A 23,897-nucleotide genomic window follows, 5' to 3' on the forward strand; every position below is an offset into this window, starting at 1 on the left:
GCAAACTAAAGGTTTTTCATATATTTGCGTTATGTTGAATCATAAGAAAATTCTTTGCGACCTCACGTTTCTGCTCTCTATATTCTTTGTCGCAAGCGTTCTGCTCTCTTGCGAACAGAAACGTGATAATGTTTCTGTGGATTTTATTCCTGGAAAACCGCGACCTATGCAAGAATCTTTAGCGCTTGCAGATTCTATGGTCGTATATAATGCACAGGGCTTGGCCTACACAACGAATAGCTTGAAGGAAATCAAAAAATTTGCGAAGGCTGCGGTGCTTGATGAAGAAACTGTTGAATTTGAAAGAATTCTTAAAGATGATTTCTTAGATAAAGTGAATTTGTCTGTTAGCTTATTCCAAAAAGGAACGCTGATTGATTATTTGTTCTTCTATGAAAATCGTTCTTCTTGGGATACTTTATTTGAAGGAATTGTATATTCGTTGCAAGGCTACGGCAGAATGAAAAAACTAGATTCTGTTTATACGTTTTTCAAACATCGAAATGTTTCTACAGAGGGCAAAACGGCAGAATTCAATACACGACCGAATCTACCAGCATTGAAAGTGAATATATATGTTGATACATTTGAATTAAAAGAAGGAAAATTTCTTAGTGATACGATGCCACCACGCGAATTTGAAACGGGACTTGTTAATAGTGTGAAAAGGCCTTGTCGTTGGCTTCTTGACAGAACTTTCAAACGATATTATAAAGAGGGCTTTAATCTTTCTGTTGATGCTACGATTACATTTGGCGATAGTGGCCGTGTTACGAATGTTTCAATGGATACTGATCATCCTGAGTATAAAGATTTTTTGGAAGAAGTCAAATCCATTCTATATTATGCATGGATGCCGCCAGAAGTGCGAACGCAGCTTGTTGTTCGTCAAACGCATCCTATATTTACCGAATACCTTCCTCCTGAATTGCGTTCTCGGCGTATTTTTGGCAAGATCGCTGCACAAGAAATTGTCAAGTCAGAAAAGGTCCATCTTTCGTTTTCTAGAGAATATTTCCAAGAATGTAATGGCGAGGAAAGTGAAAAAGATTCCGTTGAAATTATCGGCTATTCTGACGTCATCAAAGAACATTGCGATAAGATTCATTTTACGAAAGACTTGGCTACGGGTGGAATTAATTATTTGCGATGCGTAAAAGGGGTGACAAAAAGAGATCCGCTGTTCCCTAAAAAGCCTGTTAAACCAGCAAAATCATTTGAACTGTTTGATCGATATCATGCTATGTACGTCAAAGAAGACCTTTCTTTAAATCAAGTCGTAACCCTCAAAATTCCGGCCTGCTTTGTGGAAGAAAAATAAAGTTCAAAAGCCCTGCTTATTTATTAAATTTTGAAATATGAAAACCTTATCGCTATCCATCGCTCTTTTATTTTCCGTATTCTTCGTCGCATGCTCTACGCCGACAGTTTCTAGCGATGATTCCGATGAAATTGAACGGATATCTTCCGATAGCGAAAAAACGACTTCTTCCTCTAGTGTTGCAACGAAATCAATTTACGAAGCGGTGGAAGAATCCGGTTTGTACACGACCAAGGATTCCGTGGCGGTATACCTTTGCAAGTTTGATAAATTACCGAGCAACTATGTCGGCAAGAACGAAGGAAAGTCTTTGTACGAATCTAAAACAGGGAAAACTTTTGAAAAATGGAATTTCAATCCGTGGACGACGCTTGGTGTGATGATTGGTGGCGATGTCTTTGATAATCGCGAAGGTCTGTTGCCGAGCGGAAATTACCATGAAGCGGACGTCGATTACTCCGCCAAGAATCGCGGAACGAAACGCCTGATTTACCAATCAGATTGCGTTATCTACTATACTGCAGATCACTACGAAACTTTTAGCAAGTTGGATGTTCACTAACTACACTACGTCCACAAGCAGGTAATCCTTGTAGATTTCCTTGACGCGTTCCACGAGTTCCCTGCCGATGCTTTTGCCCTGGTATTCGATGCTCATTTAAATTTTGTATCCAGACTTTCGTAATTTTTCGACGTATTTCGGGTCGCCTAGGCGCGCCTTGGATTCGGCCATAAACTTATCGTTGTCCTTGGCTGCAAAGCCGAGCTTGATACGGAGCGCGATGAATCCGCTGACGACGCCGAATAGCGAGCATAGGATGCATGCCAGGGTAAGCTTTGTGGAATTGTTTCCATGTACGAACGAAGTTTGAAGTAATACCCCGCAGATTATTGCCATTGACAAAAGGAATGCGGCTCCTTTTGCGTAGAATTTTGCATTTTTGCTACGCGGATCAAATCCGTCAATCGCCACCTCGCGCCAGCGCCTGTCCAGGTATTCGCTGCGGCAGGCCTTGCATTCGCGAATCGGACTGCCGTACATCCACATGTTGCAAGTTTCGCGGTTCTTGGTCTTGCATTCCGGGCAAACCCATTCGGCATAATTCATTTTCATATAAACTCCTAAAAGCTGCTAGAAAGATAGCCTTTTTAACGTCTGCTATTCTTTACGGCGATAAACATTCGCCAAAATCGCGCCGGAAATGTTGTGCCATACGGAGAAGATGGCGCCGGGAACAGTCGCCATAGCGAGGCCCGAGAACGCTGTCGCCGCAAGGCTTGTGGCGAGTCCGGAATTCTGCATGCCGATTTCGATAGAGAGAGCCTTCGTCTTGGGGGTCGAGAATTTCAGCAGTCTGCCGAGGCCAAAACCGCAGCCGTAACCGAGCAGGTTATGGAGAATCACCACGGCGAACACGATGGCGCCCGTAGAGAGAATCTTCGATGCATTGTGCGAGACAACCGCGGCTACAATCATCGCGATAGCAATCACGGAAACGAGCGGCAAGACCTTCACGGCGCGGGCGGTCCATTTGCCAAAGAACTTGTTGATGACAAACCCGAGGGCAATCGGCACGATGACGACCTTCACGATGGAAAGGAACATTGCCATCACATCCACGTTCACGGTGGTGCGCAAGAGCAAGTAAGTAATCGCCGGAGTCAGCACGGGAGCGAGCAGCGTATTCACGCTGGTCATGCCCACGGAAAGCGCCACGTCGCCTTTCGAGAGGTAAGTGATGACGTTGCTGGAGGTCCCGCCGGGGCAAGTACCCACAAGCACAACGCCCGCCATGAGGGCCGCGTCGAGCCCGAACGCCTTGGAGAGCACGAAAGCCAAAGCCGGCATCACGATAAACTGCGCCGCACACCCGATGGTAATTTCCTTGGGGCGCGTAAACACGAGCTTGAAGTCGCTCAGCTTGAGCGTGAGTCCCATGCCGAACATCACGACCATCAAGAGGTAATTCACCCAACTGAGTTCAATCCAGAGCGTCGATTTCGGGACAAACAGCGAAAGCGCCGCGATTGCTAAAACCACGACCGCCATCCACTTGCACACAAATTCACTGATTTTTTCGAGAACGTGCATTGCAAAACCTTCTTAAATTAACGAAAAAGATAATCTATTTTTAGGCCAACGGCTCAAATCTCGATGCTTTCTTCGTCGCTTGTGATAAATGCCTTGAGGCGTTCTATGGTGCGGTCAAAGTCGTTCTTGATGGAACATTCCCATACGGTAGCAACGCGATAGCCTTGTAAGGAAAGTTTCCAGTTCGTCTTGATATCGCGAACGACATTGTTCGTGAATTTATCGTTCCAGAAATCAGGATTGCTCTTGGGGTGACTCGTAAACTTGCAGCCATGCTGGTGCCAAAAGCAACCGTTCACGAAAACAACCACGTTGTATTTCAATACAAATAAGTCCGGAGATCCGGGTAAATCTCGCCGGTGCAATTTATAACGGAAACCCGCCTTAAAAAGCGAACGCCGCACAAGCATTTCTGGCTTCGTGTCTTCCGAATGGACCGCCTGCATCATTTGCGAGCGGTTCATGGGAATGCGTTTTTTGTGGCGGCGTTTCATTAAAACTTTTATTTTAAAACACGGATGTAGTCGACTAGCATCTCGTTCGGAAATTGAGCATCATCTACATCGAAACCGGGCCAACTGCCCGCGACGGCGACGTTCAGTATAAAAAAATGCGGTTTGTGGAAGGCCTCTAGGCCGTCCTTCGCGTTTTCAATAGCGATTTCTTGGTACTTAAAATCGTCGACATACATCGCGATGAGCTTTTCGTTCCAGACCATCTTGTAGTTATGGAACTGAGTGATGTCGAGAACCTTGCTTGTACCATAGTAATCCTTGGTGCTGTTGCCGTATTGGGCGTGGCCACCTTCGTATTGCCAATGGTTGGTGCCGTAGACGACATTCTCGTCATTTACAGCCTCGATGATGTCGATTTCGCCACAGGCGGGCCAGGAGACTGCGTCGATGTTTTCTCCGAGCATCCAGAAGGCGGGCCAGATGCCGTTGCCTGTAGGCAGTGCGATGCGTGCCTCGATGGTGCCGTAGGTGAAACTGAATTTCCCTTTGGTAATCATGCGGGCAGAAGTGTATTTCGCACCCTCGTAATCTTCCTTGTTCGCGCGGATGTGGAGAATGCCGTCTTGCACATAGGCGTTTTCCTTGCGTGCGGTGTAGTATTGCCATTCGTTGTTGCCCCAGCCGCTTGCGCCTGTACCGATTTCGAAAGTCCACTTTGCGGTGTCGATCGAGTCAAATTCGTCGTGCCAGAGGTAAGGGGAAGAACTGCTGCTGGAAGTCACTTCGGCAGGCTCAGTGACCTTGTCGCTACTGCTCGATTGCAGTGTGACACTGCTAAATTTGGGCTCGGTGGCGCTGCTGGACGATTCAGGTTCAGCGGGGGAGTCCATGTAAGAGGAACTGCACGCGGGCTGTTCCTCAACGGGGCCGGAACTGCTCGAATCGGAGGTGCATGCCGCAAGAATCCCCGTGGCGACGATTGTCGCTGTTGCCGTTATGTTGAAAATGGCTCGGAACATCTTGTGACGCATGAGGACCTCTTAATCTTCGGGTGCTTCGGGCGGGACTCGCGCGATTACGCCGACCGTGGCGTGGGTCGCCTTTACGAGGTCGGCGGGTGCAACTTTCAGTTGCAATCCGCGTTCACCTGCACTTACATAGATGTAAGGAAAATTCATCGCGGTTTCGTGAATGAAAATAGGGAAGTTCTTCTTGAGGCCGAGCGGGCTGCAACCGCCGCGGATGTAGCCGGTCAGCGGCGTCAAGTCCTTGAGCGGGACGGTGTCGATTTTCTTGTTGCCGCTCACCTTGGCGGCCCCCTTCAGGTCCACTTCGAGGTTGCCCGGTACCACACAAATTAAGTAGCCGATCTTGTCGCCGTGAACAAGAATGGTCTTGAAAACTTGGTTGATGTCTTCGCCGAGGCTGTCGGCCACGTGTTGCGCGCCGAGGTCGTTTTCATCGACCTTGTAGGGGATGAGTTCGTAAGAAATTTTTTGGCGGTCTAGAATTCTCGCCGCATTCGTCTTCTTGATTTCCATTTTGCTAATCTTCCCCGCCCTTCGGCATGCTCAGGACAGGCTCCGGCAGGGAATCTCCATTTTTGTTTCCTGCGATAAATATAAAAAGAAAGTCTGCGACTTCTCGCAGACTCTCTTTTAATTCTGAAATCCAAAATCTGAATTCCGAATTATTTTACAGCTTGATGCTGCAGCCCTTGGCGTTCCAGATTTCTTCGGCGTACTGCTTGATGGTACGGTCGGAGCTGAACTTGCCCATACGAGCGACGTTGAGGATTGCCTTTTCTGCCCAGGTCTTCTTGTCCTGGTATTCCTCGGCGACTCTCTTCTGCATGTCCACGTAGCTGCGGAAGTCTGCGCAGAGCAGGTAGTTGTCGTTGGTGAGGAGCTTGTCGGCAATGTGCTTGAACAGGTCCGGACGATCGGGGCTGAAGAAGCCGGAAGCGATCAGGTCGATCACGCGGCGCAGATCGTCGTCGTGTTCGTAGAAGTCGCGCGGATGGTAACCCTTGGCGAGCAAGTCGGTGACTTCTTCCACGGTGAGGCCGAAGATAAAGATGTTGTCGTCGCCGACTTCTTCCTTCATTTCCACATTGGCGCCATCGAGTGTACCGATGGTGAGTGCGCCGTTCAGGGCGAACTTCATGTTACCGGTACCGGAAGCTTCGGTGCCTGCGGTGGAAATCTGTTCGGAGAGGTCTGCGGCCGGAATGATCTTTTCGGCGAAAGACACGCGGTAGTTCTCGAGGAACACCATCTTGAGCTTGCCCTTGCAAACCGGATCGGCATCGATGATGGCGGCAACGGCGTTGGCAAGACGGATGATCTGCTTGGCCATCCAGTAACCCGGAGCGGCCTTACCACCGATCATGATGGTGCGCGGCATGATTTCCTTGCCGTCCTTCAGCTGGATGTACAGGTGAATGGCGTGCAGAATGTTCAGGAGCTGGCGCTTGTATTCGTGGATACGCTTGACCTGCACGTCGAAGAACGTGTTCACGTCGACATCGACGCCCTGCGTTGCCTTGAGGTACTTGGCGAGGCGTTCCTTGTTCTGCTTCTTGACGGCCATGAATTCCTTCTGGAACTTGGCGTCCTTCGCAAACTTTTCGAGCTTCTTGAGTTCGTCGAGGTCCTTGACCCAGCCTTCGCCGATCTTGGAAGAAATGAGTTCGGACATAGCCGGGTTAGCCTTGCGGACCCAGCGACGCGGCGTCACGCCGTTCGTCTTGTTGTTGAACTTTTCAGGCCACAGTTCGTAGAAGTCCTTGAAGAGAGTCGTCTTCAAGAGGTCGGAGTGGAGTGCTGCCACACCGTTCACGGCGAACGATCCCACGATGGAGAGGTAAGCCATGCGGACCATCTTGCAGCCGCCTTCTTCGATGAGGCTCATGCGGGCGAGGCGAGCGTTGTCGCCGGGCCACTTGAGGGACACCTGACGCAGGAAGCGTGCGTTGATTTCGTAAATGATCTGGAGGTGACGCGGCAACAGCTTTTCGAACAGGCTGACCGGCCACTTTTCGAGAGCTTCGGGCATCAAGGTGTGGTTCGTGTAGGCAAACGTGTGCGTCACGATTTCCCAGGCTTCGTCCCATTCCAGGTTTTCTTCGTCGAGGAGGATTCGCATCATTTCGGCGATAGAGATTGCCGGGTGCGTGTCGTTCAACTGGATGGCGACCTTTTCGGGGAACACCTTCCATTCGCCTTCGTGGAGTTTCTTGAAGCGGCGGATGATGTCCTGCAGCGATGCAGAGCAGAGGAAGTACTGCTGCTTGAGGCGCAGTTCCTTACCGTTCATGGAAGCGTCGTTCGGGTAGAGCACCTTGGAAATGGTTTCGGAAAGTTCCATGTCCTGCACGGCGGCGATGTAGTCACCGTTGTTGAAGTAGCTGAGGCCGAAGTCGTCGGTGGACTTGGCGCTCCAGAGGCGCAGGTTGTTCACGGTGTTGTTCTTGTAACCCGGAATCGGAGTGTCGTAGGGGAGAGCGAGCACGTAGTCCTTGGTTTCCCAACGGTTACGGAGTCTGCCCTTTTCGTCCATCCAGCTTACCACGTAGCCGTACATCGGAACCTTGACTTCGTTCGACGGACGGGCGATTTCCCACGGGTTGGTGAGGCGCAGCCAGTTATCCGGCTGTTCTTCCTGTTCGCCGTTCACGATCTTCTGGCTGAACATACCGTATTCGTAGCGGATGCCCATACCGGTGGCCGGGAGTTCGAGCGTAGCCATGGAGTCGAGGAAGCAGGCGGCGAGGCGGCCGAGACCACCGTTACCGAGGCCGGCGTCGACTTCCTGTTCACGGAGTTCTTCGAGAGTCATGCCGAGTTCGTCAAGAGCTTCGGTCACGGCGCTTTCGACGTCAAGGTTCAGAACGGAGTTGCCGAGGGTACGGCCAATCAAAAATTCGAGGGACAGGTAGTAGACGCGCTTCACGTCTTTCTGGTAGTAGGTTTCCTGGGTCTTGATCCAGCGGTCCACGAGGCGGTCGCGTACAGCGTATGCAACGGCGAGGAACTTTTCGTGGTCGGTCACGGTCGCGCTGTTACGGGCGAGCGTGTGGTGGATGTGGTCGGTAAATGCTTTGCGGAACGATTCCGCATCGGTACCGAGTACAGAGACTTCTTCTGCTTTCTTGAATGATTTTGCCATAAGAGGGTCCTATGGGTTTAGGGTTAAAATTTTTTCGATATAAGTTTAGAATTTTTTACGGGTTCTGTGCGGGATGAGCCCAAAAAATGTTTCTTAAATAACCTGCGTTGACATAAATAATTAAATTAACATTGAATAGTAATTTAGAGGAAACTTTTATGAACGTAAAGAAACTGGTTGCCCGCGCTTTTCCGATGGTTTGCGCTGCTTGCATTACGGCTGTGATTGCCGGTTGTGGCGATGATTCGTCTACTCCGACAAAGCCCGAAATCACGAATCCCGCCTCGTCGGCTGCTGTGGCTAATAGTTCGGATGCGGCCGTTTCTGATGTCTGCCTTCAAGATCCGACATCCCCGTCTTGTAATACTGAAGTTCCTCCAGCCTCCTCGGCTTCGGCGCCGGACAATGGAGGAAACTCTGGCGAAGGAGTCTCTTCTGCAACCGATCAGGGTGGCGATGTTCCGCCGATTACTGCCACGTTTGCCGCTGCTAAAACTTTGTCTGTAATTCCTGATACAAACGGTTTCTACGATGTGGGCGATATCTACAAGGCTGCTCCTGAAACCTACAGAATCGCCTATGTGCTGCGCCATGCAGAACGTGAATCGGGACTGGGCCAGGAGTCTCAGCTGACCGAAGTGGGGGTTGCGCAGGCCTTGGCTGTTGGCGAAAAACTCTCCGGTGGCGACGAGTCCTTCTACTACGCTTCGACAGACTTTATCCGTACCCGCGAAACCTGCAACAATATTGCGAAGGGCCGCGGCGAAACGGCCAATGTCACGGAAACTCAGGCGGAACTGCTGAACGGAAGCTACTTCTTGACGGTTCCTTCGGATAGCTTGGATGCCTTTGCAAAGAAGAAAGGTGGCGGTTGGAAAATTATCTCGGTCTATGCGTATGGCGAAGACTACTATGCGGACCAAGTCGCGTTGCATTTCTACGATCTTTTTGAAAGGGGAAACCAGTTCGTGATGGAAAATATCGTTGCGAACATGCCGAAGTGGAAACGCGTCAGCATCTTGGTTTCTCACGATGTCCTGTTGGAACCGCTGGTTGTCTATGCGAGCAACAGGGAAGTGGACGTGAATTTTTACAGGAGCGGCCGCTGGGTGAATTATCTGACCGGTGTCGCCGTTGTGCTGAATGCAGAAAACCAGGTGGAACTTTATCCTGTCCGTGGAACCGATATCGGCTACATGACGCAGAAGAAAGTGGTTATCAGGACAGATTCTACGACGACCGTTGTTGATCCTGCTGAATAAAGTGGTAATATGAAAGTTGCAGTTCTTGGCTCGACCGGTCTTGTCGGAAAGAATGTCTTGAAATTGCTCGCGCGCCTCCCGCAAGTGGTGCGCGTTTTTTGTCCTGTAAGGAATGTTCCTGATTTGAACGATCTTGGAATTCTTGAGGGGGCGTCAAAATTGGACTTTAAACAAGTTGATTTTGAACAAGATGATGATGCAATGCGACTGTTTTTCTATGCGGGGTTTGTCGGCTGCGATGCGGTGGTGTGTTGCCTTGGAACCACTCGCAAGCAGGCGGGAAGCAAGGCTGCCCAAGAAAAAATAGACTTGAGGCTTCCTCTAAAACTTGCCGCTATCGCCAAGAAGGCGGGGGTGAAAAACTTCCTGTGCGTAAGCGCCATGGGCGCCGACAGCCATTCGCCTTATTTTTATAACCGACTCAAGGGGCAACTGGAAGAAGGCCTCGATATGATAGGCTTTGAAACGCTGACGCTGGTGCGCCCGTCGCTTCTGCTTGGGAAACACAAGGACCGTCGTTTTGGCGAGGAACTGTTGCAGAAAACCATCGGGGCCCACCCTGAATGGATTCCGGCGTATGTGCGTCCGGTGCATGCAGAAACCGTTGCTGCCCATTTGGTGACATCTGTTTTGAAACCGCCCACGGATCACGTGTGCGCCACCGACGGCACGAAAGGCAAGCGGATTATCTATAACCGTGTGCTTGCCAATACGAAAATAGATGATTTGTTTTAGAGGCTAGTAAGCGCCTTCGCCCTTGAATACGACCTTGAAGGTCTTCAGGATCAGGGAGAAGTCGTCGCTCAGCTTGCCGTTGCGCTTGATGTAGTCGTTGTCCAGACGCATCTGGCCTTCGAAACTGATATTGCTGCGGCCGCTTACTTGCCAGATGCAGGTAAGGCCCGGCGTCACGGAAAGACGCATGCGGTGCCACGGTTCGTATTCCGCCACTTCAGATGGAATCGGAGGACGCGGACCCACGATGGACATGTCGCCCTTGATGATGTTGAAAAACTGCGGAAGTTCGTCGAGGCTGAACTTGCGGAGCACGTGACCGAACGGATAGATTCGTGGGTCGTTTTTCATCTTGAAGGTTTTTCCGCCCGTTTCGTTCTGGGCCATGAGTTCCTTCTTGCGTTCTTCGGCGTCCACGTACATGCTGCGGAACTTGTACATGGTGAACAGCTTGCCGTTCTTGCCGACGCGAGTCTGCTTGAAGATGATGGGCCCCTTCGGGTCGCTGATCTTGACCGCCAAGGCGCAGAACAGCAGCAGGGGCGAACAAAGGAGAATAGCTACGCTTGTGCAGGTGATGTCTACGAAGCGCTTGATGATGTGACGAAAACGGATTGTGTGCGGGTGTTCCCAGATGTGATCCAGGTTCAGGCGCGAAAGCGAGAAAAAGCTGCCATTCGTGCTGTTGAAATCCTTGATTTTGTCGGCGAGCTCCAGGTTGTCTTTTTCCTGGAGACCGGTGTAGACATACGCTTCGAAAATGGGGCGCTTGGGCTTGATGCGGAGTGTCTGGATGAGGCCCGCGTCATTGAGCTTATGCAGGATTTCTTTGCGGATGGATTCAAGAGTCGATAGGTCGGAATTCAGGAGGATGATTCCGAGACCGCTTCCGTCGGACAGGTAACCGAGGACGTCGATAAAACGCAGATGCGAGAACATGGTGAGAATACTGATACGCCAGGTATTCTCGACGGTCTTGTCGGGGCTGCCCCAGCCGAAAAAGTCGTACTGATGGGCATAAATCTTGATATACAGGAAGGGCTTGCGCGTGCGGTTTGCTCGCAAGAATTCTTCGTTCAGGCGTGCCCTGAAAAGCCTTGCCGGGTAGACAATGTTCTTAAGCTTCTGTTCGTCCAGAATCGAGCCGATTGCCGGATTGACGTTTTCTTGTTCCATGGTGTAAAATATAGTAAACGGACTCTCTTTTGCTCTTTTTTTGTACAGAAGGCGAGCCAAAACGGCTTTGATAATTGTATTTTTCTGTATGGTACCGAATGATACCTTTAAAAATGCACAAATTGCACAAAAAGGTGAATATATGCTTGATTTGAACACTGTCGATTGGAAGACGCTCCCCTTCGGTTATTATGACACCGATTACAATGTACGCTGCTACTACCGCAATGGTCAGTGGGGCAAAATCGAGCTGTCTTCTTCCAAGGATATTAGCATCCACATGGCCGCTACTTGCTTGCATTACGGCCAGGAAGGTTTTGAAGGCCTCAAGGCTTACACGGGCAAGGACGGCAAGGTCCGTATTTTCCGCGTCGACGAAAACGCGAAGCGTATGCAGAACACCGCTAACCGCGTGCTCATGGCTGTGCCGCCTGTTGAATTGTTCCGCGAAATGGTTCACACCGTGGTGAAGGCCAACAAGCGCTTTGTTCCGCCGTATGGCTACGGTGCAACGCTCTACATCCGTCCGCTCCTCATCGGTATGAGCCCGGAAGTGGGTGTGAAGCCTGCCGACGAATACCTGCTCATGATGTTCGTGACTCCGGTGGGTCCGTACTTCAAGGACGGGTTCAAGCCGGTGGACATGATGATCAGCCGCAACTACGACCGCGCCGCTCCGCAGGGTACGGGTACGGTGAAGGTCGGCGGTAACTACGCCGCTAGCCTTCAGTCCCTTGCAGAAGCCAAGAAGCTCGGTTACTCCAGCACCATTTACCTCGATGCAAAGGAAAAGAAGTACATCGACGAATGCGGTCCGGCAAACTTCTTCGGTATCAAGGGCAAGACCTACGTGACCCCGAAGTCCGAATCCATTTTGCCGTCGATTACGAACAAGAGCTTGCAGCAGCTGGCTGAACACCTCGGTTATACCGTGGAACGCCGCCAGGTCCCGTTCGAAGAACTCGCTGAATTCTCCGAAACTGCCGAATGCGGTACCGCCGCCGTGATCACCCCGATCAAGAAGATCGTGGATCCGGTTGCCGGCAAGGAATTCACCTACGGTGACGGTAAGAATCCGGGCCCGGTTTGTACGGAACTCTTCACGAAGTACACTGCTATCCAGTTCGGTGAAGCGGAAGACCCGTTTGGCTGGACTGAAGTGGTGGAACTGTAATAGGTCGCGACTCCGTCGCTTTAAGCGATGAGGTCGCTCGTCTTCGACTCGCTTCGAGGTATGAGCGAATTTGAAAATTCCCGCGGAGAAATCTGCGGGATTTTTTGTATTCCGAATTCTGAACTCCGAATTCTGAATTAATTTAGTCTTTCTTTGAGGCGCGTGTAGCGGCGGGTGCTGCGGTTGTTGCGGACGGCCTGGTGGAAGGCGCCGGGGGCAGAAAGAATCCACACGTGGCCTTTCGCGCGCGTGATGGCGGTGTAGATTAAGTTGCGCTGCAGCATCACGTAGTGGCTGGAATCGAGAATCACGATGACGGCGGGGTATTCGCTACCCTGGCTCTTGTGAATGGTGCAGGCGTAGGCGAGTTGCAGTTCGTCGAGTTCGTCGTCTTGGTAGGTGATGAGTTTTTCGTCGAAGAAGACGGCGATTTTGCGCTTTTCTTTGTAGATGCTGTAGACGATTCCGACATCGCCGTTGAACACGTTCTTGTCGTAGTTGTTCTTGATTTGCATGACGCGGTCGCCCACGCTCCAGCCGATGCCCATCATTTTTTGCCGCGGAACGCCCGGGTTCAAGAGGTCTTGCAAGAAGGGGTTCAGCTCGATGATGCCGAGGGGGCCTTTGCGCATGGGGACAAGAATCTGCAAATCGGATTTAAGGTCGATGTCGATTTTGCTCTTGACGCCGGTGGCAATGAGTTGCTGTAAATGCAGCTTGGCTTCTTCGGGCGTTTCGAACGGAACAAAGTGAAAGTTCGGGCCTTCGATGGGCGACGGCGTAATGCCCTGATTGATTTTGGCGGCCTTGTCGGCGATGTCATTGCCGCCGCTTTGCCTAAAGATGTGCTGCAGGCGCACACTTGGAATGCGCGGACATTGCAGCAGATCGTTGAGTACGTTGCCCGGGCCCACGCTCGGAAGCTGGTCGGCATCGCCTACAAAGACGATGCGGGCCGTTTCGGGGACGGCGTCCAGGAGCGAGGCGGCAAGCCAGGTGTCCACCATACTGAATTCGTCGACAATCAGCAAGTTGCAGTCAAGCTTGTTGAATTCGTTCTTGTTGAATTTCTTGGTGACGGGGTCGACTTCCAAGAGGCGGTGGATGGTGTAGGCCTTGTCGCCGCAACAGTCGCCCATGCGCTTGGCTGCGCGGCCCGTCGGGGCGGCGAGCAGAATGTTTTCGCCCATCTTGCGGGCAAGGTGAAGGATTCCCTTGAGAATTGTGGTCTTGCCGGTGCCTGGACCGCCGGTAATGATGCAAATCTTGTGTGCGGTCGCAAGGCGAATGGCTTCGCGCTGCACGGGGTCGAAACTGAACTTGTGTTCGCGTTCCCAGTCCACGAGCTCACGCTCGAAGCCGTAAGTCGGCAATTCATTTTCGCCGAGGCGTGCTTTGATGATGTCTGCGATTTTCTGCTCCGCGTTGTCCAGCGACGGGTAAAAGCAGTCTTCGCCGTGGCGCTTGATGCGGCCCGCTTCGCAAATGCGCTTGAACTGATCCAATAGATTTTGAATCGCGTCGTCGTCGGTGACGTCGATGCGCAAATTCTTGAGGGTTCGGCCGATTAAATCGTTGCTCGGCAAATAGCAGTGACCGTCCGAAAGTGAAGCTTCTTGCAGCGAGTAAAGAATTGCCTCTTGCAGGCGCATGGGGCTGTCTTTGGGGATGCCTACTTTCATTGCGATTTCGTCGGCTTTCAAGAATCCGATTCCCCAGATTTCTTCGCAGAGAATGTAGGGGTTCTCGCGGATTTTGCTGATGGTGTCCTGCCCGAATTTCATCCACAGCTTTTTTGCAACGCTGCCCGTGATGTCGTGGTTGTAGAGGAACAATAAGGTTTCGCGGCTGTGGCGATTTTCTTGCCAGCTGGCGAGGAACTGTTCTACCTTCGCGGCCGAAAGACCCTTGATTTTCTTGGCACGGAAACGGTCGGGCTCGTAGTCCAGAATGTCGCGAAGTTCGTCGCCGAAAGTTTCGACGATGGCCTTTGCGGTCTTAGGGCCTATCCCTGGGAAAAGCCCGCTGCCGAGGTAGGCTTCCAGATTGTTGCTTTGCGTTTCGACGATTTCGAAATGCTTGGCCTGGAATTGCTCGCCGAATTTAGGGTGGCGTCCCCAGTCCCCTTCGAAGCGCAGGTTTTCGCCTACGGAAAGTTCAGGGAGTGTGCCCGTAACGACCACCACCTTCTTCGTGCTGCTATCAATAAGCCGCAGCACGGTGAAGCCGTTCTGCGGACTATGAAAGGTAATGGACTTGACGGAACCTTCGAGAACCATTTATTGAGCTTTGGGGACCTTGCCTTCGTCCAGTTCGGGGTTCCAGCGGTCAGGATCGAAACCTTCCATCTTGGTGAGCGTCTTGCCCCTAGTGCAAAGCAGGAATCCGAGAATGACGGCGTCGTGCAGGGCAATCACAAGGGCGGTCTTGTAGTCGAGACCGAAGCCCAGCGGAGCACCCTTCAGGTTTTCGGGACTCACCCAAAGAATATAGTCGCAAGTAATGAAGGTCATGAACATGCACGGAATGAGTGCAATCCAGAAGTTCTTCTTTTTGCTACGCAGGTAAACCGTGGCCACGCAAAGGCTGCACACGGCCATGAGTTGGTTGCTCCAGCTAAAGTAATTCCACAGAATATTGAATCCTTCGGGGTTCAGATTGCTCCAGAAGATGATGATGGCGCAAATGGCGAACATAGGCACAGTAAGGAGCAGACGGTTGCGAATGGAGGTCTGTTCCATGCCGGTGAGTTCTGCAATCGTGAGGCGTAGGCTTCTAAGGCTCGTGTCGCCACTGGTAATCGCAAGGACAATCACGCCCACGACAACGAGAATCGAAATCGGAGCCCAGGGAATCACGGTAGAAACGAGGACGCTCAAGACCTTGACGCCCGAAGCGCCGGTTAAAAGTTCCGGCATCTGGTGGTAAATGAACATGCCGCCGGCGGCCCAAACCATACCGATCAGGCCTTCGATAATCATCATGCCGTAGAAGGTCTGACGGCCTGTTCTTTCGGTGACTTCGGTGCGGGCGACAAGCGGGCTCTGCGTGCTGTGGAAACCGCTAATGATACCGCAGGCAATGGTCACGAAGAGCATCGGGATAATCGGTTGGCCAGCCGGATGTTTGTGGAAGTTGCTCATGATGTCGCTAAAGCAGAATTCATCGAGAACGTTCAAGTTCGGGACAATGCCTACGAAAATCGCGAGAGAAGCAAGAATCAAAAGCGCACCGAAAATCGGATAGATGCGGCCGATAATCTTGTCGATGGGGAAGAAGGTGCTTGCAAAGTAGTAGGCGAAAATGCAGGCAACCGCGACCCAGAACAAGGTGGGCGACACGGCAGAGCCCGCAAGAATTGGCGTGTTAATCAAAGCGGCAGGCGTGTTGGTGAAGACGGCGCCCACCAAAATCAGGGCGACCGAAATCAGAGTCATCACGACCTTGGCTGGACCCTTGCCCAGGAACTTGCGGGAAAGTGCCGGCACATTGTAGCCGTTGTTGCGCATACTGACCATGCCGCTAAAATAGTCGTGCACGGCGCCGCCAAGCACGTTGCCGATAGGCAGCAGAATGAACACGATGGCGCCGAACTTGATGCCAAGAATCACGCCGATCACAGGACCGATGCCTGCAATGTTCAAAAGCTGGATGAGCATGTTTTTCCAGTGGGGAAGTACCACGCGGTCAACGCCATCCGGGTTTTCGAGGGCGGGAGTCTTGCGGTCGTCGGGGCCGAAGACATGTTCAACGAATTTTCCGTAAGTAAAGTATCCGCCGATAAGAATCGCGATACCGATCAGGAATGTAATCATGTGATGCCTTCTTTGTTTTAAGTTAAAAGTAGAAAGTAGACGGTAGAATGTCCTTACTCTTCGTTAAAGGAATCGTCGGTAGATGTCTCTTCGGAAGAAGCCTCGTCTACGGCAGGGGCTTCCGTTGTTTCTTTTGGCTGAGCGTCGTTGGTTTCTGCGGGAGTCTCATTCGGCTGCTCGGAACTTTCCGTTGTTTGCTCGGCCTTCTTTGCTCCGCGAACGAAACCTTTTTCCTTGGCAATTTCGTCGGGAGTCTTGTCTTCGCCGAATTGTTGCTTGAAGTAGAGAACGTTGGTCGTGAAGCTGCTCTTGCCGGCGTAATCGAAACCGACGACGGGGTGGAAGGACTTGCCCAACTGGAATGCAACTTCCAGACCGAAACGGAATCCGTTGTTGCCTTCGACGGTAATGTCGGGATCGATGGTGGCGCCGTAGCCACGTGAGTAGTCTGGATTGCCAAATTGCTTGGCGACGCAAAGCAGATGTCCCGAAGATTTCATTTCGGCGCTCTGGTAGCCGAGCGACATCATGACTTCGATAAAGCTGACGGGCTTGTAGCCAATGACGATTGCGAAATTTGTCGTCGAAACGTCGAGATTGAGATCGCCTTCGTAGTCCTCGGGACGGTAGCCGATGCCGCTGGTGTTGTAACCGAAGACGATGCTCACGTCAAGCGGCTGGGCAGCGGGAGGCAACATGTACTGGAAAAAATGGCCGAAACTGTACTGCAGGCCGAAACCGAACAGGTTGAACTTGGTCAGTTCGCTGATCGAGGGCAGGAACATTCCGCGGAAGACCACGCGTGCATGGTAGAAACTTGCGCCTAGCTGGATGTAGGGGTAGGTAAATACGCCCAGGCCGTTCAGCGTCTTGTTGCCGTAAATCCTTCCGTCGTCAGCCTGGGTCATGTCGCGGTGATCACCGAAAATGGTCGGCGTTTCGTAGGCAATGGACTGACCGAGGAATTCCGCATTCTCGGTGTAATTCCGGTCGTCGTCACCAATAGAAATGATTGAAATGGGGAGACCCGCTTCGAAGGTGAAACTTTGCGGAACCGAGGCGCTCACATACCAGTTGCTGTTGAGCACATTGCCCAGGTTGTCGATAATGGGCTTGACGTAACCGGGACGGTTGGCATAGGGGTTTAAAGAACCGTCTTTAGAGACGGGACTTTTCTGGAATGCCGAGAGGGATTCGTAGGTGGAGGCCCAGCCGTCTTCGTCGGTTGCGAATGCGGAGCCAAGTCCAAGAATAAGAAATGCAAAAAGGGCGGATTTTTTCATACCGCGCCAAATTTAGAAAAAATTTAAGGAGCCTAGAACTGGTATTGAATCGATACGGTGGCGAGAACGAAGGTTTGCCACAGGTACGGATCCAGATCATTATTGTCTATACGGGAGCAATGCACGTTCTTGAACCAACTCTCGTAAAACTTGAGTGCGGGTACCATGGCGATGTTTTCAGTAATGTAGTAATGGATGTTTGCGATAAAGGCCACCGCAGATCCCATAAACTCCGCGTCGTAAACGTCGGTACCGAACAAGGCTGCGTTTTCGGACTTTACGCTAGAGTAGGAGTAACCGAGGCCGAGTCCAATCTGGAAAAAATCAGGCCAGAATAAGTTGTATGTAACTTCGAGGCCTGCTCGCCAGATTCGTGTGTCCTGTCTATAAGATTCGTCGGGAAACCCCGCCATGACCTGTTCGGATGTCCAATACTGAAAGCCGAGACCGAGCGAGAATGCTCCCAGGTTGACGCCTACCATCAGGTCTGGGGTCGCGACGAATTCGAGTGCGGGCGGGTGTATGTATCCCTTGACTCCTGCGGAATCCGTTCCAGAGATGGCACGCTCGTTGAAATCACCCTTGGAAACTTGGGCGCCAAAGCCCGCGCTAACGTAATATGTGCGAGGCCAGTAGTACTCTTCAGCAAAGGTTAACCCTGCCAGAAGGCAAAGGACCAAAGTGATGATTTTAAACTTCATTGTTTCCTCTTATTAATTCAGATTTCGGAATTCGGAGTTCGAAGATTTTTTATTTCTGAAATCTGAATCCCAAATTTTATTTTGCAGCGTAGTAGAACATCGCGTCGATGCACTTTTTGGCGGCAACGCGGGTTGCTTCGTCAAGTTCTACGTGCTGCGCCTTTTCCGGATGACGCAAGGTTTCCAGAATGTTTTCGAGCGAGTTCGACTTCATGTACTTGCACATGCTGCAGCTGCCAATGAAGGTCTTGTTCGGAAATTCGTACTGCATGCGAGCGTTCAGGCCGCATTCGGTGAGAAGCAGGAACGGCGTGCCTTCGGGCTGTTCCTTGATGTAGCTTACCATCTGGCCGGTGCTGCCCACGTAGTCGCTGAGGAGGGCGACGCCCGGGTGGCATTCGGGGTGGCTCACCACCTTGAGGCCCGGATTCTGACTGCGGAAAAAGTTGATGAGCTCGGAATCGTAGGTCTCGTGAACGTAGCAGCAGCCGCTGTGGAGCACGATTTCTTTCTTGATGCCGCGCTTCTGCATTTCGTCGATGAGGTTCTGTCCCATGAGTCCGTCGGGAACGAACACGATCTTATCGTTTTCGAGGCTAGAGACAATCTTCATCACGTTGCTGCTGGTGACGCACACGTCGCAGTTCGCTTTCACGTCGGCGGTGGTGTTGATGTAGCACACGAAGGTGTGGTCGGGGTACTTTTCGCGGAGAGCCTTGACCTCGGCGCCGGTAATGGAGTCGGCGAGGCTACAGCCCGTAAGCGGGCCCGGAATGAGAACGTCCTTGGTGGGGTTCAAAATTTTGGCTGTTTCGCCCATAAAGCGCACGGCAGAGAATACGATCGTCTTCGCGCTCACCTTGGTGGCGTCCTGACTCAACTTGAAACTATCGCCGTCGTAGTCGGCAACGCCCAGAATGATTTCGGGGGCCACATAGCTGTGGGCGAGAATCACGGCGTCGCGTTCTTTCTTGAGTTCGTTGATTTCATTGATGAGCGGGAGCATCTGTTCGCACTTTTCCATGGAATAGGTGCAAAGCACGGCGCCCGGCTGAATGGTCTTGAGACGATTGTAAAGTTCTTCTGCGGTCATAGGAATAAATATAGAAAGTGCTAGTAGATAAGTTTCAGGTCGTCAATAATCAAAGTCGCGTTCTTCACACCCTTATAATGGTTTCCGTCGGCGCTCGAGGCGAAAACGACGCGGATATGGGTGACGGATTCATTCCCCTCACCTTGAATCAGCGAATTGTCGATGGCAGACTTATTCGAGGACTGTAGCGAGGTGGCGAAAGTGGAGGAGTTTTCGATAGGGGAATTTTCGAGTGGCGTGCCGTAGCGGAACTTGAGGCGCAGGGTCCGCATGCCGTTTTCGTCCTTGTCCGAAATGCTGACGACGTCCGGGTTTTCGCGGCCGGTGTTGTCATTGGTGGTAGAACGGTACCAGGTGCTTGCGACGAGCTTGTTGATATCGTCGGAACCTCGGTTGATGTTCTTGTCTCCATCGCGGCTTTCAAGGAGAATGTAGATGTCGCAACTGTCGCCGCTGCCGTCATAGGAGAACTTGACTTCGGCATATTCCGGCCTTGCATTGAAGTGCTTGCCGAAATCGATGAGCTCGTTGCCGTCGGGCCAGGTCGAAGAATTGGCCATCGAAAGCGTACCGACGTTATTCGGGTTGAAATCGGCGCTGTACAGGCTTCCGCTTGCGGTCTTGCCGAGTAAAGCCGTGGTGGCAATCCTTGCGCCTGTCATGGATCCGGAGGTGTATTTTTTTGTGGTCGTGATGAGTGTGTTTGCGTTGCCCCAGAGGGAATCGGGAATAACGTCATCTCCATTCCAGTCGTTGAAATCGGATCCCGGAATCTGGTAGCCCGCCTTGACGATGTAGGTGATAGATTCGCCGTCGGAATTCTTGATGACGATTTCCTGCCCGACGCCGAAATCGTAGGTTTCGCCGGTCTTGTGGCTTTCGCAGGTGGCGCCTTCAGAAAGTTCCAGTTCGGTGAGCTCCAGGTTCGAAAGATCCGCGAGGAAGGGGAGCGTGTCCAGATGAATGTGAATCTTGCCGCTGTCGATGGTGGCCTCCATGGAGGCTATCTTGAGCGAAAGAATCTTGGGGGCGTCGGCAGGAATATGCGTTTCTTCTGAACTTTCTGAGGACGAGGCTGTGGATGCCGGGGAATCCGGAGTCTTGTTCGATTCTGAAGATGATGCCGAGGAGGAACTCTTGGGGGAATCACTACCTGTCGAAGACGAAGACTTGTTCGATGATTCGCTCTTTGCCGAAGAAGAGGATTTTTCCTTGTCGGAATCCTTGTCGGATTTGGTGTCGCATGATTCCGAGGGCTTCGAGAAGGCGATTTGCCAGAGGGCGGGAATGCCACTTTCCGAGACAACGACAATGTAAAGAGTGTCGTTTTCGGGAATTTCTATCTTGGAGCCTATCTTGATTTTTTTGCTTTCGTAGCTGACCTTGCGTGCCAATGAATCCAGTACGGTCGAATCCTTGGGGAAAGAACCAATGGAATCTAAGACCGTGTGGAATGTGGCGAGAGAACTGATGCTCAGGTCGTCAATGGTGACTGAATCCCAGGAACAGTCTTTATTTGAACTGAGCTTGACTGCGATGCGTTGCTCGTTAGCGCTGATGGATGGCCTTCCGTCCTGCTCCTCGAACGAGATCTCGTTGAGGACTCTGTAGTCGGATGTTCCGAAAGTGTCAATATCGGCGGTGCACGAAGCGGTAGTGGCTAGGATGCCCGCTATGGCGGCCCATTTTAAAACAGTTTTCTTGATCCCCATGATAGCTCCTAGAAGAAGTAGACCAGCGACAGGTCAAGCGCTAGCAAGTTGATGGAAAAGTTTGCGATGTTGTAGACCACTTCACTGTGGGTCTCGTTGTTTTCTTCGACTTCAATGACACTCGTCGTAAAGCCGAGCAGTCCGACGGATGTTTCGATGGCAACTCCGTTTAAGATCATGATGCAGAGTCCCGGATCAAGTCCGATTCGAATTGACCAGGTGTTGCTAAGGGTCTTGTTGAGATCTTCGCCGTCATCCGTCTGCGAAATTCCGTACGAATAGCCGAAGGAAACCGACGTTTCATTGAATAGGTAGACGGTTCTGGAATCAAGAACCTTCAGGTAGTTCTTGACGAAAGGTTGCAAGAAAAATCCGTTGCTGACATATTGACGGTGCTGCTTGAGGTCGCCGAGGTCTTCGAGCAGGGTGAAGTCAATGTCGAATTTGGTGCGGGAGTAGCCTCCCCTGATACCGATGGCGAGCGCATCGCGGATGAAGTAGCCGCCGAATGCTTCGATTGAGAACATGGATCCTTCGGCCTTGTAGATATCTCCGATGATGATGTCCAGGGCGTCGTCGTCGGTACTGCCCTGGATGAGCGAGAACGTGGCGCCAGTGAGGATGTGCCCCTTGGCGATGGATTCGTCGGGTTCGACAGCAAATAGTGCTTCTAGAAGACCGCTACTCTTGGCAGTTTTGGCGGAGTCGGGGACCGCTTGGTTTTCTGCGTGTAAAAGTACTGCAAATGCGATGAGGGTAAAAAGAAAAGCTCTCATGAGCTCAAATAAAAAAATTGTTGTCCGTTATTACTATATTTGTTGCCAAAATTTCCTGTGCCCTGAAAAGCTCTTGCCGTTGCCTAGTTGGGTGCGGCAAGGAGAGAATCCCGTGAAAGCCGGGAGCGGTCGCGCCGCTGTAAGGGAGGACGAAACCGGCATAAGCCAATGCGTGGAAACCGAAAGGGAATACATGTGTGAAGGAGCCGGAAGTAGGTTGATCCCCGAGCCAGAAGAACTGTGGGAAATGTGATGTTGAGGAACGATGCGAACGACGTCATTCTACAAAGCCGCATACACTGCGGTTCTTTGGTGTTGGGCTGCCATTGGCGCAGGTAATGCCGTGGCTGCAACTTCGGAAAATGCTCCGGAGGATATTTCAGTTGTTTCTGCAAAGTCGGTCGCCACTGATGATGCGACGGTCGTCCGTGACCTCGGCGTGACCGATGTGGTGACCGAGGGCGAAACAATCCTCAATAATGATGCAAATTATACCGAAATTACCGCTGCGGCCTGGGAAGGAAAGGCGCTTTCTGCTGCGGACTTGCTTTCGACGCTTCCTGGAATCCAGTCGTACAGGCAGGGCGGACTCGGTAGTTTTCAGACGGTCTCGATACGAGGAATAGCGGCGCGCAATATCATGATCTGTGTCGACGGAGTTCCCCTGAACGATGCAAGTGGTGGAGCAGTGAATCTAGGTTCCATCGACTTGAACCAAATGGAAAAAGTCGAAGTCTACAAGAATAATGTCCCGGCGAAATTTGGTGTGTCGGGGCTTGGCGGTGCCATTAACTTTGTCACGAAAAATGCCGTGAAAAAGGGCGGACGAGTTTTAGCGGCCTACGGAAACCACAATACGTGGGAGGGCTCGTTCCAGGTGGCGGCTCCTGTGACCGACAGCATTATGTTTGCTTCGTCTTTTGCGACACGCCATAGCGATAATGACTATGAATACCTGAACCGTAATGGTACGCAGTACAACGACGAAGACGACTATACGGCAACGCGAGAAAATGCCAAGTACACCGATGTATCTGGGAATGTCCAGTTCCGCATGTTGCACGGGAACGGCTATTTTTCAACGCTTGCGGTAACGGCAAGCCGGTACGAGGGCGGCAACCCAGGCAAAGAAGAGCAGCAAACCAAAGTGGCAAAGTTTGTAGGGGAGTCGGCTCTCATTCGTTATAGTCTTGAATCAGACAGTTACTTTGATGATAGACTTTTCTTGTATGGAGGACTGTCTGCGCGATTCGACAAGAATTTGTCGAGTGCCTATTATCCGTTAGACCATATCGGTTATGGCAACAATCGTTTTATGGAATATGGCGCCGCTACCTATAAAATTGTTCCTGAGATTTCAGCTGATTTTACGCCTATAGAACGCTTGAAGGGCTCTGCTCGTATTGCAGGGGAGTGGGAACGGGCCGAGGCGCGAGGCGATTCTAAGGAATGGTCTCTGGATAGGTGGACTTTGATGGGCTCAGGTGATTTGTATTACCAGATATTTAAGTATGGTGGCTTGGGAGGCGAAGGCTCAGCTCAATTTTTGAAAGATGAATTGAATGATGGCGTTTTTGTGCAGCCTTCTGGATCGCATATACTAGAAGATGCGGCTGATCGCGATGCCTCTTTTGCGGGAAGGCTTTATACGCGCTTGGGTGCTTCCGAATCGCCTTTGACTGGTGAAGTTTCGATAGGACGTTTTTACCAGCAGCCCGCCTTGATGGAGCTTTATGGAACATTCCCCGGTGCATTGTCAAATCCGGACCTCAAACGTGAAAAGGCCACTAAATTTGAGGTGGCAGGGCTTTACAAATTCCCTGGGAAACACACAACGCTTCGTGCGGCTTATTTTGAGTCGCATATACAAGATGGAATTTGTTGGGTTATTTCGGTGGAACTCTTGCGTGCCGAAAATGTGGCTCGGTCGCTTGTGCGCGGTGCGGAAATTGAACTTAATAGCAGTCCTTCAAAATTCCTGGATGTGCTGTTGCGAGCGACCTTCCAAAAAACAGAAGACCGGAGTAGTTCTAATACGTACCATGGTAATATGCTTCCTGGTGAGCCTGCACGCGACTATTTTGCCGAGGCGACAATCCATTTGCCGTTGCATTTTGATTTTACGTGGACTT

The 23,897-nt window shown here is 51.5% G+C and carries 20 protein-coding genes, 1 pseudogene and 1 riboswitch; of the genes and pseudogenes, 6 read left to right on the forward strand and 15 right to left on the reverse strand.

What is annotated here, in order from left to right:
* Positions 1-31: 31 nt before the first annotated feature.
* Positions 32-1,321 (forward strand): hypothetical protein, encoded by a 1,290-nt coding sequence (locus BUA93_RS00340; protein ID WP_072976455.1) that lies wholly within the window; start codon positions 32-34, stop codon positions 1,319-1,321.
* A gap of 37 nt (positions 1,322-1,358) precedes the next feature.
* A complete protein-coding gene (locus BUA93_RS00345; RefSeq protein ID WP_072976457.1) occupies positions 1,359-1,883 on the forward strand; it encodes a ribonuclease domain-containing protein in 525 nt (174 codons plus the stop codon).
* A gap of 96 nt (positions 1,884-1,979) precedes the next feature.
* Here the strand turns inward: BUA93_RS00345 and BUA93_RS00350 are convergent, their stop codons facing one another.
* The 6 genes from BUA93_RS00350 to BUA93_RS00375 form a co-directional block, all read right to left on the reverse strand.
* Positions 1,980-2,435, reverse strand: a complete 456-nt coding sequence (locus tag BUA93_RS00350) for a hypothetical protein (RefSeq protein WP_072976459.1) — start codon at positions 2,433-2,435, stop codon at positions 1,980-1,982.
* Positions 2,436-2,480: 45 nt separating this feature from the next.
* A complete protein-coding gene (locus BUA93_RS00355; RefSeq protein WP_072976461.1) occupies positions 2,481-3,413 on the reverse strand; it encodes a bile acid:sodium symporter family protein in 933 nt (310 codons plus the stop codon).
* A 53-nt stretch (positions 3,414-3,466) separates the two neighbouring features.
* Positions 3,467-3,907 (reverse strand): very short patch repair endonuclease, encoded by a 441-nt coding sequence (locus BUA93_RS00360; RefSeq protein WP_072976463.1) that lies wholly within the window; start codon positions 3,905-3,907, stop codon positions 3,467-3,469.
* 8 nt (positions 3,908-3,915) lie between these two features.
* Positions 3,916-4,899, reverse strand: a complete 984-nt coding sequence (locus tag BUA93_RS00365; protein WP_254793778.1) for a glycoside hydrolase family 16 protein — start codon at positions 4,897-4,899, stop codon at positions 3,916-3,918.
* A gap of 9 nt (positions 4,900-4,908) precedes the next feature.
* Positions 4,909-5,409 (reverse strand): Cys-tRNA(Pro) deacylase, encoded by a 501-nt coding sequence (gene ybaK / locus BUA93_RS00370; protein WP_072976464.1) that lies wholly within the window; start codon positions 5,407-5,409, stop codon positions 4,909-4,911.
* Positions 5,410-5,563: 154 nt separating this feature from the next.
* The gene (locus tag BUA93_RS00375; protein WP_072976465.1) at positions 5,564-8,038 is read right to left on the reverse strand and encodes a glycogen/starch/alpha-glucan phosphorylase; all 2,475 of its coding nucleotides are present in this window, start codon (positions 8,036-8,038) and stop codon (positions 5,564-5,566) included.
* A gap of 158 nt (positions 8,039-8,196) precedes the next feature.
* Between BUA93_RS00375 and BUA93_RS00380 the strand changes: the two genes are divergently transcribed.
* Together BUA93_RS00380 and BUA93_RS00385 are read left to right on the forward strand one after the other, a co-directional pair.
* Positions 8,197-9,300, forward strand: a complete 1,104-nt coding sequence (locus BUA93_RS00380) for a histidine phosphatase family protein (protein WP_072976467.1) — start codon at positions 8,197-8,199, stop codon at positions 9,298-9,300.
* 9 nt (positions 9,301-9,309) lie between these two features.
* On the forward strand, positions 9,310-10,035 hold the full coding sequence (locus BUA93_RS00385) for an NAD(P)H-binding protein (RefSeq protein WP_072976469.1): 726 nt from the start codon (positions 9,310-9,312) through the stop codon (positions 10,033-10,035).
* Between the two features lie 3 nt (positions 10,036-10,038).
* On the opposite strand, the gene BUA93_RS00390 is transcribed toward BUA93_RS00385, so the two are convergent.
* Positions 10,039-11,211 (reverse strand): sugar transferase, encoded by a 1,173-nt coding sequence (locus BUA93_RS00390; RefSeq protein ID WP_072976471.1) that lies wholly within the window; start codon positions 11,209-11,211, stop codon positions 10,039-10,041.
* A gap of 151 nt (positions 11,212-11,362) precedes the next feature.
* Between BUA93_RS00390 and BUA93_RS00395 the strand changes: the two genes are divergently transcribed.
* Entirely contained in the window at positions 11,363-12,385 is a 1,023-nt protein-coding gene (locus BUA93_RS00395; protein ID WP_139257704.1) for a branched-chain amino acid aminotransferase, read from the forward strand.
* Positions 12,386-12,522: 137 nt separating this feature from the next.
* Here BUA93_RS00395 and BUA93_RS00400 read toward each other — a convergent pair whose 3' ends face one another.
* The 7 genes from BUA93_RS00400 to BUA93_RS00430 form a co-directional block, all read right to left on the reverse strand.
* Positions 12,523-14,664 carry an SF1B family DNA helicase RecD2 gene (locus BUA93_RS00400; protein WP_072976472.1) on the reverse strand — a complete coding sequence of 714 codons (2,142 nt, stop codon included), beginning with the start codon at positions 14,662-14,664 and terminating at the stop codon, positions 12,523-12,525.
* Positions 14,665-16,200, reverse strand: a complete 1,536-nt coding sequence (locus BUA93_RS00405) for a carbon starvation CstA family protein (protein ID WP_072976473.1) — start codon at positions 16,198-16,200, stop codon at positions 14,665-14,667. It lies immediately after the preceding gene.
* Positions 16,201-16,253: 53 nt separating this feature from the next.
* Complete coding sequence (locus tag BUA93_RS00410) at positions 16,254-17,483, reverse strand: DUF6588 family protein (RefSeq protein WP_072976475.1); 1,230 nt, start codon at positions 17,481-17,483, stop codon at positions 16,254-16,256.
* A 32-nt stretch (positions 17,484-17,515) separates the two neighbouring features.
* Positions 17,516-18,184: a hypothetical protein gene (locus BUA93_RS00415; RefSeq protein ID WP_072976476.1), complete on the reverse strand. Its 669-nt coding sequence runs from the start codon at positions 18,182-18,184 to the stop codon at positions 17,516-17,518.
* A gap of 76 nt (positions 18,185-18,260) precedes the next feature.
* Positions 18,261-19,277, reverse strand: a complete 1,017-nt coding sequence (nadA, locus tag BUA93_RS00420) for a quinolinate synthase NadA (RefSeq protein WP_072976477.1) — start codon at positions 19,275-19,277, stop codon at positions 18,261-18,263.
* Between the two features lie 20 nt (positions 19,278-19,297).
* Positions 19,298-20,989, reverse strand: a complete 1,692-nt coding sequence (locus tag BUA93_RS00425) for a PCMD domain-containing protein (RefSeq protein WP_072976478.1) — start codon at positions 20,987-20,989, stop codon at positions 19,298-19,300.
* A gap of 8 nt (positions 20,990-20,997) precedes the next feature.
* Positions 20,998-21,765, reverse strand: coding sequence for a BT1926 family outer membrane beta-barrel protein (locus tag BUA93_RS00430; RefSeq protein WP_072976479.1), 768 nt, complete (start codon positions 21,763-21,765; stop codon positions 20,998-21,000).
* A gap of 59 nt (positions 21,766-21,824) precedes the next feature.
* Positions 21,825-22,026: riboswitch (cobalamin riboswitch) on the forward strand.
* Positions 22,027-22,030: 4 nt separating this feature from the next.
* On the opposite strand from BUA93_RS00430, the pseudogene BUA93_RS16715 reads away from it, so the two are divergent.
* Positions 22,031-22,540: pseudogene (locus BUA93_RS16715) on the forward strand (TonB-dependent receptor); the annotation flags it as partial.
* Positions 22,541-23,304: 764 nt separating this feature from the next.
* Here the strand turns inward: BUA93_RS16715 and BUA93_RS16720 are convergent.
* The gene (locus tag BUA93_RS16720; RefSeq protein WP_371359293.1) at positions 23,305-23,364 is read right to left on the reverse strand and encodes a hypothetical protein; all 60 of its coding nucleotides are present in this window, start codon (positions 23,362-23,364) and stop codon (positions 23,305-23,307) included.
* Positions 23,365-23,897: the final 533 nt, after the last annotated feature.

The sequence above is a fragment of the Fibrobacter sp. UWH4 genome (genome assembly GCF_900142475.1).
Classification (GTDB): Bacteria; Fibrobacterota; Fibrobacteria; order Fibrobacterales; family Fibrobacteraceae; genus Fibrobacter.